Annotated in this window: 15 protein-coding genes; 5 read left to right on the forward strand and 10 right to left on the reverse strand. The window is 66.4% G+C overall.

The features are described from left to right. The first annotated feature begins 90 nt into the window (after window positions 1-90). Window positions 91-894, forward strand: a complete 804-nt coding sequence (locus tag N825_RS27925; RefSeq protein ID WP_037459210.1) for a HesA/MoeB/ThiF family protein — start codon at window positions 91-93, stop codon at window positions 892-894. Then, complete coding sequence (locus N825_RS27930; protein WP_037459212.1) at window positions 891-1,310, forward strand: DsrE/DsrF/DrsH-like family protein; 420 nt, start codon at window positions 891-893, stop codon at window positions 1,308-1,310. Before N825_RS27925 ends, N825_RS27930 begins: the two co-directional genes overlap by 4 nt. Before the next feature lie 317 nt (window positions 1,311-1,627). Here N825_RS27930 and phoB read toward each other — a convergent pair whose 3' ends face one another. From phoB to N825_RS27970, 8 genes are all read right to left on the reverse strand, one after another. Next, window positions 1,628-2,338: a phosphate regulon transcriptional regulator PhoB gene (phoB, locus tag N825_RS27935; protein ID WP_037459214.1), complete on the reverse strand. Its 711-nt coding sequence runs from the start codon at window positions 2,336-2,338 to the stop codon at window positions 1,628-1,630. A 47-nt stretch (window positions 2,339-2,385) separates the two neighbouring features. After that, a complete protein-coding gene (gene phoU, locus N825_RS27940) occupies window positions 2,386-3,117 on the reverse strand; it encodes a phosphate signaling complex protein PhoU (RefSeq protein WP_037459215.1) in 732 nt (243 codons plus the stop codon). 50 nt (window positions 3,118-3,167) lie between these two features. After that, complete coding sequence (pstB, locus tag N825_RS27945) at window positions 3,168-3,914, reverse strand: phosphate ABC transporter ATP-binding protein PstB (protein WP_245613255.1); 747 nt, start codon at window positions 3,912-3,914, stop codon at window positions 3,168-3,170. Between the two features lie 107 nt (window positions 3,915-4,021). Then, window positions 4,022-5,332, reverse strand: a complete 1,311-nt coding sequence (gene pstA / locus N825_RS27950) for a phosphate ABC transporter permease PstA (RefSeq protein WP_051513337.1) — start codon at window positions 5,330-5,332, stop codon at window positions 4,022-4,024. Beyond that, window positions 5,325-6,707 (reverse strand): phosphate ABC transporter permease subunit PstC, encoded by a 1,383-nt coding sequence (pstC, locus tag N825_RS27955; RefSeq protein ID WP_037459219.1) that lies wholly within the window; start codon window positions 6,705-6,707, stop codon window positions 5,325-5,327. The genes pstA and pstC overlap by 8 nt, the downstream gene beginning before the upstream one ends. Window positions 6,708-6,806: 99 nt before the next feature. Continuing rightward, on the reverse strand, window positions 6,807-7,844 hold the full coding sequence (locus tag N825_RS27960) for a PstS family phosphate ABC transporter substrate-binding protein (protein WP_037459221.1): 1,038 nt from the start codon (window positions 7,842-7,844) through the stop codon (window positions 6,807-6,809). A gap of 147 nt (window positions 7,845-7,991) precedes the next feature. Continuing rightward, entirely contained in the window at window positions 7,992-9,452 is a 1,461-nt protein-coding gene (locus N825_RS27965; RefSeq protein WP_051513339.1) for an ATP-binding protein, read from the reverse strand. A 164-nt stretch (window positions 9,453-9,616) separates the two neighbouring features. Then, window positions 9,617-11,890, reverse strand: coding sequence for an NADP-dependent malic enzyme (locus tag N825_RS27970; RefSeq protein WP_037459223.1), 2,274 nt, complete (start codon window positions 11,888-11,890; stop codon window positions 9,617-9,619). Window positions 11,891-12,165: 275 nt separating this feature from the next. Here N825_RS27970 and N825_RS27975 point away from each other — a divergent pair, with 275 nt between their 5' ends. Continuing rightward, on the forward strand, window positions 12,166-12,423 hold the full coding sequence (locus N825_RS27975; protein ID WP_037459225.1) for a hypothetical protein: 258 nt from the start codon (window positions 12,166-12,168) through the stop codon (window positions 12,421-12,423). Window positions 12,424-12,460: 37 nt separating this feature from the next. Here the strand turns inward: N825_RS27975 and N825_RS27980 are convergent, their stop codons facing one another. Further along, complete coding sequence (locus tag N825_RS27980; protein WP_084165129.1) at window positions 12,461-13,876, reverse strand: APC family permease; 1,416 nt, start codon at window positions 13,874-13,876, stop codon at window positions 12,461-12,463. Between the two features lie 248 nt (window positions 13,877-14,124). Between N825_RS27980 and N825_RS27985 the strand changes: the two genes are divergently transcribed. Continuing rightward, window positions 14,125-15,180: a nucleotidyltransferase family protein gene (locus N825_RS27985; protein WP_037459261.1), complete on the forward strand. Its 1,056-nt coding sequence runs from the start codon at window positions 14,125-14,127 to the stop codon at window positions 15,178-15,180. Window positions 15,181-15,190: 10 nt separating this feature from the next. On the opposite strand, the gene N825_RS27990 is transcribed toward N825_RS27985, so the two are convergent. Then, window positions 15,191-15,718, reverse strand: coding sequence for a hypothetical protein (locus N825_RS27990; protein ID WP_037459227.1), 528 nt, complete (start codon window positions 15,716-15,718; stop codon window positions 15,191-15,193). Window positions 15,719-15,965: 247 nt separating this feature from the next. Between N825_RS27990 and N825_RS27995 the strand changes: the two genes are divergently transcribed. Next, on the forward strand, window positions 15,966-17,126 hold a 1,161-nt coding region (locus tag N825_RS27995; RefSeq protein WP_483852544.1), incomplete at its 3' end, for a MutS family DNA mismatch repair protein.

Consider the following 17,126-nt stretch of genomic DNA (forward strand, 5'->3'; position numbering starts at 1 on the left):
TCCGGCGTGATGGATTCCCGGAGCAGGTTCCGGGGATGACGGAAAGGGATGACGACCACTGGTGGTTCGTCATCCCCAGGTCAGGACCCGATGGATTTCACCGAAGCGCAGATCGAACGTTACGCCCGCCACATCATCCTGCCGGAGGTTGGCGGCATCGGGCAGGAGGCGTTGCTGAAATCGCGGGTGCTGGTGGTGGGCGCCGGCGGATTGGGATCGCCCCTGCTGCTGTATCTGGCGGCGGCGGGTGTCGGCACCATCGGGGTGGTCGACAACGACGTGGTCGACCTGTCCAACCTGCAACGCCAGATCATCCACGACACGGCATCGATCGGGACGCCCAAGGTCCAGAGCGCCGAGGCGCGGCTGAAGGCGATCAACCCGGAGATCCGGCTCGACATCCATCAGGTTCGCCTGGACGCGTCGAACGTGATGGGACTGATCGCCGATCATGACGTGATCGCCGACGGCACCGACAACTTCGCGGCGCGGTACCTGCTGGCGGATGCCTGCCATCTCGGCGGCCGCACGCTGGTCTCGGCGGCGATGCTGCGGTTCGACGGCCAGATCTCGACCTTCAAATCCCATCTGGGCGGGGGAAATCCCTGCTACCGCTGCATCTTCCGGGAACCTCCGCCCGCCGGCTTGATCCCGAGCTGCGCCGAGGGGGGCGTGCTGGGCGCCTTGGCGGGAGCGGTCGGGTCGATCCAGGCGATCGAGGTGATGAAGGAGATCCTGGGCATCGGCGAGAGCCTGTCCGGTCACCTGCTGATGTACGACGCGCTCCGGACCAGTTTCCACAAGGTGCGCGTCCAGCCCGATCCCGAATGCCCGCTGTGCGGCGCGCATCCGACCATCACCGATCTCTCGGCCCATGGAGGCGAAGCGTCATGAGCGCCTCATCCGGTCTCTCGCTGGTCGTCTTCTCCGGCGGCTTCGACCGCGTCCACTACGCGCTGGTGATGGCGAGCGCCGCCGCCGCGACCAACCGCAAGGCGACGCTGTTTTTCACCGGGCGCGCCGTGCTGGCGCTGAAATCGGCTGGCGGCTGGCATGGCCTGGACCCGGCGGACGATGGTTCGTCGCCGGAGGATCGCAACGTCCATTTCGGTCGGAGCGGTGTCGCCGAGTTCGAGGAGCTTCTGGAAGCCTGCGTGGCGCTGGGCGTCACGGTGATGGTCTGCGAGATGGCCTTGCGGGCGATCGGCATGACCGCCTCCGAGTTGCGCGACGACGTGCCGGTCCAGACCGGCGGTGTCGTCACGCTGCTCAACGGCGCCGCCGCCGACGGCGACATGCTGTTCATCTGACGCCGGTTGTAAGACGGCACTGATGATCGAGTATTGGGTCAATCCAAACTGACGATTCTTTCAACACAGATAAAGAGGATTTACAGGATGGACACAGATCTCACGGAATAACTGGATAGATGGCAAGCCGACCTACGAACCAAGTATATTTCACTTATACTTTATATACTGACGTCAATGTTTTTTCGTTCTGTGTCCATCCTGTAAATCCTCTTTATCTGTGTTTCGAAAAAATCCTCACACCCAAAAACTCTCCGGTCCAGGATCAACGTGGGCGATCAGGTGACGAGGATGCACGGGATGGACACGGATCCCAATCAGAGGACGCTTCCCTTCGCGTCGAGCGCGTAGCCGGCGGAGCGGACGGTGCGGATGATGTCCTCGTCTGTCTCCTCGTTCAGGGCCTTACGCAGACGTCGGATGTGGACGTCGACGGTCCTGGGCTCGACATAGACGTCGTGGCCCCAGACCAGATCCAGCAACTGCTCGCGCGAGAAGACGCGGCCGGGATGCTGCATGAAGTGGCGCAGCAGCCGGAACTCTGTCGGGCCGAGATGCACGTCGCGGCCTTGGCGGCGGACCCGGTGGGCCGCCAGATCCATCACCACGTCGTTGAACCGCAGAAGTTCCTCCGCCAAGCCGGGGCTGGCCCGGCGCAGGACGGCGCGCATGCGGGCGACCAGCTCGGTCGGGGAGAACGGCTTGGCGATGTAGTCGTCGGCGCCGGAGTTGAGGCCGCGCACCTTGTCGGCCTCCTCGCCCCGGGCGGTCAGCATGATGATCGGAATATCGCGGGTCTTGGGGTTGCGCCGCATCTGGCGGCAGACCTCCAGGCCCGACATCAGCGGCAGCATCCAGTCGAGCAGGACGATGTTGGGCGTCTGTTCGGCGGCGAGCAGCAAGGCCTCCTCGCCATCCCCGGCGGAGAGGGTGCGGAAGCTTTCCTTTTCAAGATTGTACTTGAGAAGCGTCACGAGATCCGCCTCGTCCTCGACGATGAGGACGAGCGGTTTTAGCGCCGAATTCATGGGATACCTTGTCTCATCATGCCCGAGTGCCGCTGTCACCCCGAGACTCACTCGCCGGAGGTCGCCATCGGCTCCGGTATCACGACTGCGTAGCTGCTTTCATCGCCCTTCTGGCGTTCGGCTGTCAACGGTTGACCGACCACCAGGAAGTGGATGGTCTCCGCGATGTTGGTCGCGTGGTCGCCGATCCGCTCCAGGTTCTTGGCGATGAACAGCAGATGGGTGCAGGGCGTGATGTTGCGTGGGTCCTCCATCATATAGGTCAGGACCTCGCGGAACAGGCTGGTGTAGAGGTCGTCCAGCTCCTCGTCGCGCCGCCGGGCCGCGACGGCCTTGTCCACGTCGCGCTCGATGAAGGCGTCCAGCACCTCCTTCATGATCTCCTGGACCATGCGACCCATCCGCGGGATCGCGGCGGCCGGACGGACCGCCTGGACCTGGGCCAGGGCGATCGACCGCTTCGCGATATTGGCGGCGTAGTCGCCGATCCGCTCCAGGTCGGCGGCGATCTTGAGCGCCGACACGATCTCCCGCAGGTCCGACGCCATCGGCTGGCGCAACGCCAGCAGTCGCAGGGTCTCCGCGTCGATCTCGCGCTCGTAGGTGTCGACCCGCAGGTCGGACTGCATCACCTGGGTCGCGATGGTCGTGTCGCGGCGGACGACGGCCTGGACGGCCGCCTCGACCTGGGCTTCCGCCACCCCGCCCATCTGCGTGATCAAGTTCGCGAGGCGCTGGAGTTCCTGCGCGAACGACTTGACGATGTGCTCGTTGCTCATGCGCCGCTTTCCTGAAATGCGTTTCACCGGTTCGGCGGATACGGCCGTGATCAGCCGTAGCGGCCGGTGATGTAGCCCTGGGTCCGCTCGTCGCGCGGGTTGGTGAAGATGTCTTCCGTGTCGCCGACCTCGACCATGTCGCCCAGGTGGAAGAAGGCGGTGCGCTGGGAGACGCGGGCCGCCTGCTGCATGTTATGGGTGACGATGACGATGGTGTAGTTCTCGCGCAGCTCGTCGATCAATTCCTCGACATGGGCGGTCGCGATCGGGTCCAGCGCCGAGCAAGGCTCGTCCATCAGGATCACCTCGGGACTGACAGCGACGGCGCGGGCGATGCACAGGCGCTGCTGCTGACCACCGGATAGGCCGGTGCCGGGCTCCTTCAGGCGGTCCTTGACCTCGTTCCACAGGCCGGCGCGCTGGAGGCTCTTGGCGACGATCTCGTCCATCTCGTCGCGACCGCTGGCCAAGCCATGGATGCGCGGGCCATAGGCGATGTTGTCGTAGATCGACTTGGGGAACGGGTTGGGCTTCTGGAACACCATGCCGACGCGGGCGCGGAGCTGGACCGGATCGATTTCCCGGTCATAGATGTCCTGGCCATCCAACGTGATCAGCCCTTCGACCCGGGCGATGCCGATGGTGTCGTTCATGCGGTTGAGACAGCGCAGGAACGTGGACTTGCCGCAGCCGGACGGGCCGATCAGCGCCGTGACCTGACGGTCCGGGATCTCCAGGTCGATGCCCTTGAGCGCCTGCTTGGCGCCGTAGAACACCTTGACGCCCTTGGCGTCCATCTTGTTGCCGGCGCCGGCCAGGGCTCCGGTGGCGGCGCGCGCCTCGATCCCGGCCGCGAGCGAGCCGGTCGACCTCGTGGGGGTGCCAGTATGGGTATGCGCGGTCATCACCAACGCCTTTCAAATTGCTTGCGCAGGAACACGGCGATCGCGTTCATCCCGATCAGGAAGGCCAGGAGAACCATGATCGCGGCGGAGGTGCGTTCGACGAAGCCCCGCTCCGGACTGTCGGCCCACATGAAGATCTGCACCGGAAGCACGGTGGACGCGTCGCCGAAGCCGCCGGGCGTGTCGACGATGAAGGCGATCATGCCGATCATCAGCAGCGGCGCCGTCTCGCCCAGGGCGTGGGCCATGCCGATGATGACTCCCGTCAGGATGCCAGGCATCGCCAGCGGCAGCACATGGTGGGTGACCACCTGGAGGGGTGAGGCGCCGACACCGAGCGCCGCCTCGCGGATCGAGGGCGGCACCGCCTTGAGGGCGGCCCGGCCGGCGATGATGATGGTCGGCAGCGTCATCAGGGCCAGCACGATGCCGCCGACCACCGGGGCGGAGCGCGGCATGTTGAAGGCGTTGAGGAACACCGCCAGGCCGAGCAGGCCGAAGACGATCGACGGCACCGCCGCGAGGTTGTTGATGTTGACCTCGATCAGGTCGGTCAGCTTGTTCTTGGGAGCGAACTCCTCCAGATAGACCGCCGCCGAGATGCCGATCGGGATCGCGAGGCCGAGCGTCACCATCAGGGTCAGCAACGAACCGACAAGACCGGCCTTCAGACCGGCCAGCTCGGGGTCGCGGCTGTCGCCGTTGGCGAAGAGGCGCCAGTTGAAGCCGTTGACGATCTGACCGTTGGCGACCAGCTTGTCGACCCAGGCGATCTGCTGATCGGTCACCTTGCGCGAGGTTTCCGGCAGGGTACGGTCGATGTTGCCCTTCAGCACCTGGTCGTAATCGCTCGCCAGGGGGATCCTCACCTGTTTACGGGTGCCGATCAGCGACGGATCGTCGATCACCATCTGGCGCAGCTCGAAGGCGGCGCCGTTGCTGATCATGGAGGTCAGCCGGCGCCGGTCGGTCCGCTGCTCGACCTCGGGGAACACCGCCTGGAGTGCCGTCCTGGCCAAGGCGCCATAGTTGGCGTTCGAGATGACGGCCGGGTCGCGGCTTCCTTGCGGGTCGATCTCGGCCGGGTCGAAGAAGACCTCCAGAGCCAGATCGTGCTGGGCGAAGGCGGTGTAGCCCTGCCCCACGATGCTGGTCAGCAGGATCGCCAGCATGCCGAGCGCCACGCCGATCGCCACGACCCCGTACATCTTGAACCGCCGCTCGGCGGCGTAGCGCTTGCGCAGACGGGCAGCGAAGTCGTCGGACTGATAGATCGCGGCTTTGGGTGTGTCGCTGATGATGTCAGTCATATTGTTCCCGATACTTCCTCACCACCCGCAGGGCGATGATGTTCAGGCAAAGGGTGACGGTGAACAGCACGAGACCAAGGCCGAAGGCGGACAGCGTCTTGGCGCTGTCGAACTCCTGGTCGCCGACCAGCAGGGTGGCGATCTGGACCGTGACCGTGCTGACCGCGTCCAGCGGGTTGCCCGACAGGTTGGCGGCGAGTCCCGCGGCCATCACGACGATCATGGTCTCGCCGATCGCGCGGCTGACCGCCAGCAGGATGCCGCCGACGATGCCCGGCAGCGCCGCCGGCAGCACGACTTGGCGGATCGTCTCCGACCGGGTGGCGCCAAGGCCATAAGAGCCGTCGCGCAGCGACTGGGGCACCGCGTTGATGATGTCGTCGGACAGCGAACTGACGAAGGGGATGATCATGACGCCCATCACGACGCCGGCCGCGAGCGCCGACTCCGAGCTGACCGAAAGTCCCAGCGACTGTCCGACGTCTCGCACGAACGGGGCCATCGTCAGCGCCGCGAAGAAGCCGTAGACCACGGTCGGGATGCCGGCCAGGATCTCCAGGATCGGCTTGACCGTGCCGCGAACGCGCGGCGGGGCGTATTCCGACATGTAGATGGCGCTCATCAGGCCCAGCGGCACGGCGACCGCCATGGCGATGGTCGCGATAAGCAGCGTGCCGGTGAACAGCGGAACCGCGCCGAAGGCGCCGTCGGACGCCACCTGATCGGCGCGGATCGCCGTCTGCGGGCTCCACTGCAAACCGAACAGGAAATCGAGCGGCGGCACCTTGTTGAAGAACCGGATCGCTTCGAACAGCAGGGACAGCACGATGCCGACCGTGGTCAGGATCGCCACCAACGAGCAGAGGATCAGGAAGACCGTGACCACCTTCTCGACTTGGTTGCGCGCCCGCAGGCCGGGCTGGATCCGCTGGCGGGCGTACTGGAGCCCCATGCCCGCGGCCGCCAGCATCAGGACGGCGAGCGCCCCATCGCCGATCGAGCGTAAATGCTTGTAGTGCTCCGCCGCCGCGAGCAGGGCCGGATCGGCGACCCGGCTGCTGATGTTGCCATACGCCAGATTATGGACATCGACCATGATCAGGTTGATCTCCTGCGGCGACAGCGCGGTCATGGATGCCGGGAGGCTGGCCCGGACCATGGCGTTGACGATCGATCCCTCCAGACCGCCCCATACCGCGAACAGGATCAGGGCCGGCAGGCCAACCCACATCGCGACGTAGAAGCCATGGTATGTCGGCACCGAATGGAGGCTTGACAGCCGACCGCCCGCCGAGGCGACCGCGCGTGACCTGCCGAGCTGGAACCCCGCGAACGACAGGGCCGCGAGGACCGCGAGGAATAATGTGACTGGCATCGGGACCCGTTCGGGATTGAGGACGCTTGACAGCCGGGTACAGCCGTCCGCCACCGTGGTTCACGGTGGCGGACGGCTGCCGCGACTAGGCGCGGAGGATCACATCGTCACGGGCGTCAGGTTGAGGATGCTGGTCCGGACCTTCTCGCGCTTGTCCTTGGGCAGCGGGATCAGGCCCTTGGCCTCCAGATAGCCCTCCTCGCCGAACGCCTTCTCGCTGGTGTACTCGGCCAGGAACTCGCGGATGCCGGGAATGACGTCGACATGCTGGTTCTTGACGTACACGTACATGGAACGAGCCACCGGGTACTTGGCCGACGCGATGGTGTCCAGGTCGGGAGCCACGCCGTTCATCTTGGCGCCCTGGAGCTTGTCCATGTTCTGGTCGAGGAAGCTGTAGCCGAAGATGCCGAAGGCGTCCTTGTTGGCGACCAGTTTCTGGACGATCAGGTTGTCGTTCTCACCGGCTTCGATGAAAGCGCCGTCCTCGCGGATCTGGTTGCAAACCGCCTTCTGTTGGTCGGCCGGCAGGGCCTTGATCTCGGGGAACTGGGCGCAGCCGACATCCATCACCAGTTCGACGAAGGCGTCGCGGGTGCCCGAGGTCGGGGGCGGGCCGAGGACCTCGATCTCCGCGGCCGGCAGGGACGGGTCGATGTCCTTCCAGGTCTTGTGGGGGTTCGGCACGACTTGGCCGTTGACCACGACCTGCTTGGCGAGCGCCTGGAAGATCTGCTTGATGGTGAAGTCGGCGTGGGCGGTGCTCTTGGAATTGGCGATCACGATGCCGTCGAAGCCGACTTCCAACTCGCTGACCGTGGTCACGCCATTGGCCGCGCAGCCTTCCAGTTCGGACTTCTTGATGCGGCGCGACGCGTTGGTCAGATCGGGATGCTGGACGCCGACGCCGGCGCAGAACTGCTTGATGCCACCGCCGGTACCGGTGGACTCGACGACCGGGGTCTTGAACTTGCCCATGCGTCCGAAGGTCTCGGCGACGGCGCTGGTGAAGGGAAACACGGTCGACGATCCGACGACGCGGATCTGGTCACGTCCCTGGGCCTGCGCGCCGCCCGACAATGCTACGGTCGAGGCGAGGGCGGCCAGCGCCGCCACGGCGAGGTTCTTGTTGATCATGATCCATATCCTCCAATCACTGCACCAAATGCGGACCAAAAGCCCGATTTTCCGCGGTGGTGTTCCACCAGCGGCGTTGGGCGGGACCTTAGCGGTGATTGGCGATACAATTACTACAGGCGCATGACAGTTTAATGACACCCGCTTTCAGGCGGCGGAACCGGCGGTCCGCGGGACTTGCGCGCCCTCGTCGACCGAAACGGCGGCGGGCAGCAAGACGGTGAAGGTGCTGCCGACTCCCACCTCGCTTTCGATCGTCAACCGGCCGCGGTGGCGGTTGACGATGTGCTTGACGATGGCGAGGCCGAGCCCGGTGCCACCAAGCGCCCTGCTGCGCGCCGCGTCGACCCGGTAGAACCGTTCGGTCAGCCGTGGCAGGTGCGTCCGGTCGATCCCCTCGCCCCGGTCGGCGACGGAGGCGGACACCATCGGCGCCGGACGCCGACCCCCGGAAGCCGGGGTGACCGGCGCCAGGGTGACGCGCACCTCGGTGTTGTCGCGGGTGTACTTGACCGCGTTGTCGATTAGGTTCTGGAGCACCTGGGTCAACTGATCCTCGTCCCCGGTGACGAGAGGCAGGCTTGCCGGCGCGTCCAGCACAAGCTTGATCTTCCGGCTGGCCGCCTTCAGCTCCAGCGCCGCCACGGCGCTTCGGGCGATCCGCGCCAGATCGGCTTGGCTCGTTGGCGTGGTGTGTTCGTCCAGCTCGATCTTGGACAGCGACAGCAGGTCGTTGACCAGCCGCGACATCCGCCGGGACTGCTCGTGCATGATGCCAAGGAAGCGGTCGCGCGCCTCCGCGTCGTCACGGGCCGGGCCGCGCAGGGTCTCGATGAATCCCAGCAACGTCGCCAGCGGGGTCCGCAACTCGTGGCTGGCGTTGGCGACGAAGTCGGCGCGCATCTGTTCCGACCGCTTGATCGCGGTGATGTCGTGCAAGGTCAGGATGATGATGGTGCCGCCAGCACCGTCGCCGGAGCCGTTGCCGCCACTCCCGCCTCGGCGGAACGGCTTGACGCGGGCCTCGAAGACCCGCTCCACCGGAACCGGCAAGGTGAACTCCACCATCCGCGACGCGCCGCCAGCCATGACGGCGTCGACGGCGCCCAGCAGGTGCGGGTTCCGGAGCGTCGCGGCCAGATCGCGGTCGGTCATCCGCTCGCCGAACAGCCCGCGCGCGGCCAGATTGGCGAGCGTCACCCTGCGGTCCGACGCGATCAGGATCAGCGGATCGTGCAGCGCCTCGAGCACCTGTTCGTTGGCCTCGATCCCGGCGCGGAAACGCTCGTCCCGTTGCCGCCATTCGGCGTGGAGGCGCGCCGCCGAGGCGCCCAGCAGCCGCGCGGTCGGCGACATGCCCGGCGGGAACGGAACACTCCGGTCGGCCTCGCCGAGGGACTGGAGATATGAGGCGACATCCGACACGTCACGCCGATAGGTGGCGGTCGCGATCAAGGCCGCCCCGACCGCCGCCCCGACGCCGATCCCGGCGGAGGCCCACGCGATCACGTCGAAAACGGCGAGGACCGTCAGAAGGACGCCGAGCGCCAGTACCGGGGATCCGCCGAGCAGGCGGGGGATGGTCGTGGGAACTACCGTCGATGGCATGGGGGCACGCGCGGCTTCTGTTTCGGTATGGCTGGCCGGTATGACAGGTATGCGTCAAGCCATAACGTACATCAGTTCGCCGCAACTCCGGCATGCGTCACAAAACATTAATGTGAGGCCCCCTCCCCGCATGGGAGGGGGCCGGGGCCGTCAAGGACGGCCGGTCACCATTGCAGCGAGTCGTGCGCCGCCAGCGCCGCCGCGTTGACGATGTCCGACACGGTGGCGCCCATCTGGACGACCTGGGCCGGCTTGTCCAGCCCGATCAGCAGCGGACCGATCAGCTGGCCGTTGCCCATCTTCTGGAGCAGCTTGGCGCCGATGTTGGCGGCGTGCAGCGCCGGCATGACCAGCACGTTGGCGGGACCGGACAGGCGGCAGAAGGGATAGAGCCGCTTCATCAGGTCGTGGTCGAGCGCCACGTCGGCCGACATCTCGCCATCGTACTCGAAGTCGATCCGGCGCTGGTCCAGCAGGGCCACCGCGTCGCGGACATGCTCGGCGCGGCCCCGCATGTACTGGCCGAAGTTGGAGAAGGACAGGAAGGCGACGCGCGGCTCGTGGCCCATCTGACGCGCCTTGGCCGCCGTCTGGATCGCGATCTCCGCCAGTTCCTCGGAGGTCGGCAGCTCGTTGACCGTGGTGTCGGCGATGAAGACAGTCCGCTTGCGGGTCACCACGACCGACACGCCGAACACGCGCTGGTTGGGGCGCGGGTCGATCACCAGGCTGATGTCCTTGTAGCAGGTGGCGAAGCTGCGGGTCAGCCCCGTCACCATGGCGTCGGCGTCGCCCTGGGCGACCATCAGCGCCGCGAAGACGTTGCGGTCCTGGTTGACCATCCGCTGGCAGTCGCGGTGCAGCGTGCCCCGCCGCTGGAGTCGCCTATAGAGATAGTCGGTGTAGCGCCGGTTGGCGTCGGACAGGCGGGCGTTGTGGATCTCCAGGCCGTTCTGGGCCGGATCCAACCCCAGCGACGAGAGCTGCTCGCGGATCACCTCCTCGCGGCCGATCAGGATCGGCGTGCCGTAGCCGGCGGCCCGGTAGGCCAGCGCCGCGCGGATCGACCGCTCCTCCTCGCCCTCGGCGAAGACGACGCGCCGGGGGTTGGCCTTGACCTTCTCGAAGATCAACTGGAGGCTGTCGGCGGTGGGGTCGAGCCGGGTGCGGAGCCCGTTGCGGTAGCCGGTGATGTCGATGATCGGCTTCCGCGCGACGCCGCTCTCCATCGCGGCCTGCGCCACGGCCGGCGGGATCGTCACGATCAGGCGCGGGTCGAACGGCACCGGGATGATGTATTCCGGGCCATAGCGCAGCCGGCGGCCGGAATAGGCCGCGTCAACCTCGTCCGGCACGTCCTCGCGCGCCAGCGCCGCGATGGCGCGGGCGGCGGCGATCTTCATCGCGTCGTTGATGGTCGAGGCCCGCACGTCCAGCGCGCCCCGGAAGATGTAGGGAAAACCCAGCACGTTGTTGATCTGGTTCGGGTAGTCCGAACGGCCGGTCGCGATGATCGCGTCGGAACGGACCGCGCGGACATCCTCCGGCGTGATCTCGGGATCGGGGTTGGCCAGCGCGAAGATCAGCGGCTTGGCGGCCATCGACCGCACCATGTCCTGCGTCACGGCGCCCTTGGCCGACAGGCCCAGGAACACGTCGGCTCCTTCCAGCGCGTCGGCCAGGGACCGGGCCTCGGTCTTGACCGCGTGCGCCGACTTCCACTGGTTCATGCTGTTGGTGCGGCCCTGGTAGATGACACCCTTGGTGTCGCACAGGATCGCGCTGTCATGGGGCAGGCCCATCGACTTGAACAGCTCGACGCAGGCGATGGCGGCGGCGCCGGCGCCGTTGATCACCACCTTGATGTCCTCGATCCGGCGGCCGGTCAGGTGCAGCGCGTTGATCAGGCCGGCGGCGGCGATGATGGCGGTGCCGTGCTGGTCGTCGTGGAAGACGGGGATGTCCATCATCTCGCGCAGGCGCTGCTCGATGATGAAGCAGTCCGGCGCCTTGATGTCCTCCAGGTTGATGCCGCCGAAGGTCGGCCCCAGGAAGCGCACGCAGTTGACGAACTCGTCGACGTCGCGGGTGTCGACCTCCAGGTCGATGCCATCCACGTCGGCGAAGCGCTTGAACAGGACGGCCTTGCCCTCCATCACCGGCTTGGACGCCAGCGCGCCCAGGTCGCCCAATCCCAGCACGGCGGTGCCGTTGGAGATGATCGCGACGACATTGCCCTTGGCGGTGTAGTCGTAGGCGGTCGAGGGATCCTCCTGGATGCGCAGGCACGGAGCGGCGACGCCGGGGGAATAAGCCAGGGCCAGATCACGCTGTGTGGTCAGCGGCTTGGTCGGCGCGATCTCGAGCTTGCCGGGACGCCCGCTGGAATGCAGCAGAAGGGCTTCCTCGTCCGTCACGCGCTTTTCTTGGTCGGCCATACGTTTCCTCATCGATGACCCGCGGCCGGTGGCGCCTTCGACGCCACCACCTCCACGGGAGTCCCTGCTGGCGGCCCCATATCCTCTCCCTTGAAACTAAATGCATGATCAAGGGTGCGGCGGGGCCTGTTATGTTGCGGCGAACCGTAGCATAGTGAAATCGCTCCGCAAGACGGTTGTGATCGCATGACTGGTTTGCCATACCAGCCGCTTAACCAGGAGTTGGTTAAGTTTGATCCGCACCGGCGCCATGGAAATCGTGGGAAGATCATTGAATGACCTTGAAGACCGTAATCCTGGGCTTGGCCATCCTGCCCGTGCTCGCCGCGTGCTCGGGCAGCGACAATGAGACGCGGTGGGAGCCGACCCGGAACACCCAAACCGTCGCGGAGGGCGAGTGTTCCGAGCAGGTCGACGTCAAGATGCAGCTGCGCGGCTATCCACGCCGGCCCAGCCCGGAGACGCCGCAGTATTCGTACCGGCGCGAGATCTTCGCCAAGTGCATGCGCGACAAGGGCTATCAGGAGGACTGACCAGGAGGACTGAGGCCGGCGGGACGATCGGGGCGCCTCACTCCGCTGGTTCCGCCTGCTGGATCGCCATCATGTCGTCGTCATCGACGTGGCGGGGCCTCATGACGGCGTAGAGCGCCAGGATGCCAGCCAAAATCGCGCCCGCGATCACCGGGGCCTGCCAGTCGCCCGTGGCGAATCGGTTGACCAGCAGCGCCGCGCAGACGATCGCTCCCAGGATCGGCACGAAGATCGGCACCTCGAACCCGCCGGCCGGCTCCTCGGGCCGCAGCTTCAGGATCACCAGCGCCCCATTGACGATGGAGAACACCAGCAGGAGCAGGAGCACGGTCGCCGACGCCAGTTCGGTGATGTCGCCCATCAGCGCCAACCCGGTGATCAGCGCCAGCAGGAGCAGCACCGCGATGTGAGGCGTGCGCCGGGTGGGGTGGACACGCCGGAGGAAGCGCGGGAGCAATCCTTGCTGGGCCATGCCATAGGCCAAGCGCGACGCGGTGATGTAGTTGAGCAGCGCCGTGTTGGTGACGGCGAACAGGGTGATGGCCAGGAACGCGATCGGCGGGAACCAGGGCGCAGCGCGGGCGACCACCTCGGTCAGTGGACCGGCGGCGCTGGAAAGCTCCCGCCAGGGAACGACGGAGACGGCGGTTATCGAGACGGCGATGTAGATCAGCGTCGCCGCGACCATCGCCAGCATGATGCCCCAGGGCAGCACCTTGCGCGGGTTCTTGACCTCCTCGGCCACGTTCAGCGTGTCCTCGAAGCCGATGAACGAGAAGAAGGTCAGCACGGCACCCTGCATCAGGAGCAGCGCCGTGACTCCACCCACCCCGCCGTCGGTCGGTGGCGGCGTCTCCATCAGGTCGACCGAACCCCAGTAGCCAACTCCGACGACGATGACCAGGATCAGGCCGCCGGCCTCGACCACGGTGCAGACGATGTTGAGCCACATGCATTCCCGGATGCCGCGGAAGACGATGCCGGCCAGCAACAGCAGGAAGCCGATCGCCAGCAAGGTCACTGGGACGCCATCGAACACGCCCAATTGCTGGAGATTTGCGGCGACGACGCGCGACTGGGTGGCGACCGAGGTCAGACCGGAACACATCACCGCCAGCCCGACCACATAGGTCAGAGCCGCTTGGCGGTAGGCCCGCTGGGTGACATAGGCGGCCCCGGCGGCCTTCGGGTAGCGCGACGCGATCGAGGCGTAGGACAGTCCGGTCAGCAGCGCCGCGACCATGCTGACCAGGAAGGCCATCCAGATCGCGTTGCCCATCTCCCCGGCCGCCTTGCCCATCAATCCATAGACGCCGGCGCCCAGCATGCTGCCGAGACCGTAGAACGCCATCTGGGTCATGCCGATGGAGCGCTCGAGGGGCGGCCCGTCCGCTCCTCCCGTTTCGTTGGCGCCCCTATCTTTGGCGGTAGGGGTATCGCTCGCTTCACGCATGACCATGACCTCGCCGTGGCTGGGTGGGGCGACCGCCACCGGCGAACCGGCGCCGTCATAAAACCTTCAACACCGCTGAAGCTGAAAAGGCGCGCGTGCCGGCCTCACGCGGAAGGGGTGCGAAGCTTCCGACGGGGGAGGAACTGGCCGACCACCCTGGCGCCAGGGTCGCCCGCCATATTGGCTAAATGCTTGAAACGAAAAGGTTTCCCCACTACACTACGAGAAACCTTACCAAGGTGGGGAAAATGTTTCTTTTCAACGAGTTAAGTGAAATTCAGCGAAAGACGATTGTTGATCTCCGCCAAGCCTATGAAGCCTTCCATGCCACGCGCCGCAACGCGGATCGACACTATGCCGGATCGATGCGCTGGCGGGAAAAAAATGGTTCGGAGTACCTTTTCCGAAGAATTGGCAAGGGGGAAAGGAGTCTCGGACGGCGTGACGAGCATACCGACGAAGTTTACGCAGCCTTCATGGCAGGGCGCCAAAGAGTCAAGCAGCGGCTTTCCAGTCTGACCGCGTCGCTCGACACCCACGCCGCGCTGGCGAAGGCGGCGGGGCTTGGCCGGGTACCGCGTATCGTGGCGCGTTTACTGCGAAAACTCGATGATGCCAACGTCCTCGGTCATATTCGGATCGTCGGCACCAACTCCCTATTCGCCTATGAGGCGCTTGCCGGCGTCACCATCGCTGGCGATGCCCTCGCCACGGCTGATGTCGATCTGTTGTTGGACGCGCGCCGCCGGCTCAGGATCATGGTGCCCGATGAAGACGAGCGCACGGTCGCCGGGTTGGTGAGGCGTGTGGACGCGAGCTTCGAAATCATGGATCGAACGCCTTACCGCATGGCCAACGACGATGGCTTCATGATCGACCTGATCCGTCCGGAACCCAAACCCGCCTGGAGAAAGGAACCTGACGCCATCCTGAAACCCGGCGATCTCGATCCGGCTCCGATCGAGGGGCTTCAATGGCTCGTGAACGTCCCGTCGGTCGAGACACTCGTCATTGATGTCAACGGATACCCGGCTCCCATCGTGGTACCGGAACCCCGGATGTGGATGGCTCACAAGCTGTGGCTTTCGAAGCGCCCGATGAGGGATCCGGTGAAGGCTCGGCGTGATGTTGGCCAAGCGTATCTGCTTCGCGATCTCCTTGTGGCGGAACTGCCCCAGTATCCACTCGACGATGGGTTCTTCGACGCCCTGCCCCGTCCTTTGCGGGAGGTGGCCGGATCGCTGAGGCCACGCGAAACCGTCGAGGAGGATGACTCGGACGATCTTCCTCAGCCGAGATGGTGACGGCCGCCGCTCAAGCTTCCGCGGCGCTCTCCGGCTTGGGCCGCGCCCGCTCCGCCACATGGACGTTGCGGCCGCCGGTGGCGGTCAGGGCGTCGCGGGCGCGCTGCTCCCTGGCGGGGTCCTCCCCGACGCAGACCCACAGGATGACGCCACCGGCCTCCAGGGCGCGGGCGAAATCTTCCGTCTCGGGATGGGCGGTCACCTCGTCCAGGTACTCCTTGACGGCGGCGCCGCCGATGCCGGCCGCCATCAACGCCGCGACGGCCGCCGTGATCGGGCCGCCGACGATCGCGATCAGGCCGGCCGTGGTCAGGGGAAAGGCGTAGTTGAGGTCGCCGAGCAGCGCCGTCAGGGCCTCGTCGCGCGGCTTGCTCGGCCGGCCCGCGACATCGATCGACTGGTGGCTGGACAGGACGCTGAGATCGGTGCGGTCGAACCCGGCGCGCATCAGGGCCACCACCGCCCGGTCGAAATCGGGCCGACTCTCGAATAGGGCGACCATCTCGCGCACCTTGCTGGTATTCTTGCTGTTGGGCATCTCGGCGCCATCCCCTGAATCATGCTCGCCACGGACCCGCCGGTCCCTTGGCTGGGTTCCCCATGGGGATAGTCTATCCCCGACGGCGCCCTGTGCCTAGGCCGGCCCGCGTCCGCCGTGCTAGGGTGCGGCCGCCATGAGAGCTTCCCCCAGCACATCCCCCGACAGCGATCCGGTTCCAGTGCCCGACACCAATCTCGAAACCACCTCGACCCCCGATTCGGCCATTCCAGCCGCCTCGACCCCGATGATGGCGCAGTACCTGGAGATCAAGCGGGCGCATCCTGGCTGCCTGCTGTTCTACCGCATGGGCGACTTCTACGAGCTGTTCTTCGACGACGCGGTCGCGGCGGCGGCGACGCTGGACATCACGCTGACCAAGCGCGGCCAGCACAATGGCGAGGACATCCCCATGTGCGGGGTCCCCGTCCACAGCCACGAGAACTACCTGCTGCGGCTGATCCGGCACGGCCACCGGGTGGCGATCTGCGAGCAGATGGAGGACCCGTCGGAGGCCAAGAAGCGCGGCGGCAAGTCGGTGGTCAAGCGGGCGGTGGTCCGCGTCGTGACGCCCGGCACGCTGACCGAGGACAGCCTGCTGGACGCCCGCGCCAACAACTTCCTGTGCGCCCTGGCCGAGACGGCGGGCGGAACCGGGCTTGCGTGGCTGGACCTGTCGACCGGCGAGCTGACGCTCCAGCCAGTCAACCGCGACGCCCTGCCGGCGGCACTCCAGCGACTCGACCCGCAGGAATTGGTGCTGCCGGAGCGGCTGATCCAGCAACCCGACCTGTTCGAGCTGTTCGCCGAGTGGAAGAGCCGGCTGACGGTCCAGCCGAACAGCCGGTTCGACAGCGAGAACGGCCGGCGCCGGCTGCTCGATCTGTTTGGGGTGGGCACGCTTGATGCCTTCGGCAGCTTCAGCCGGGCGGAGGTCGCGGCGGCCGGCGCCCTGGTCGATTACGTCGAGCTGACCCAGAAAGGCCGGGTGCCCCGGCTGAACCCGCCGCGCCAACTGGCGCAGGGCGCGGTCATGGAGATCGACGCCTCCACCCGCCGCAACCTGGAACTGACGCGGACCCTGACCGGCGAGCGTCGCGGCAGTCTGCTGGCCGCGATCGACCGCACGGTCACCGGCCCCGGCGCCCGGCTGCTGGCGGCGCGGCTGTCGGCCCCCTCGACCGACGTGGCGGAAATCTCCGGGCGGCTCGACATGGTGGAGTTCTTCCTGGCCCAGGATCGCGTCCGGACCGAGGCGCGGGCCCTGCTGCGCCAATGCCCCGACATGGAGCGGGCGCTGTCGCGGCTGTCGCTGGGGCGCGGCGGGCCCCGCGATCTGGCCTGCGTCCGCGACGGACTGGCGCGGGCGGTGGAGGTCCGGCGGGTGCTCGCCGGAGCCGGCATGGCG

The organism is Skermanella stibiiresistens SB22, assembly GCF_000576635.1.
GTDB classification, from domain to species: domain Bacteria; phylum Pseudomonadota; class Alphaproteobacteria; order Azospirillales; family Azospirillaceae; genus Skermanella; species Skermanella stibiiresistens.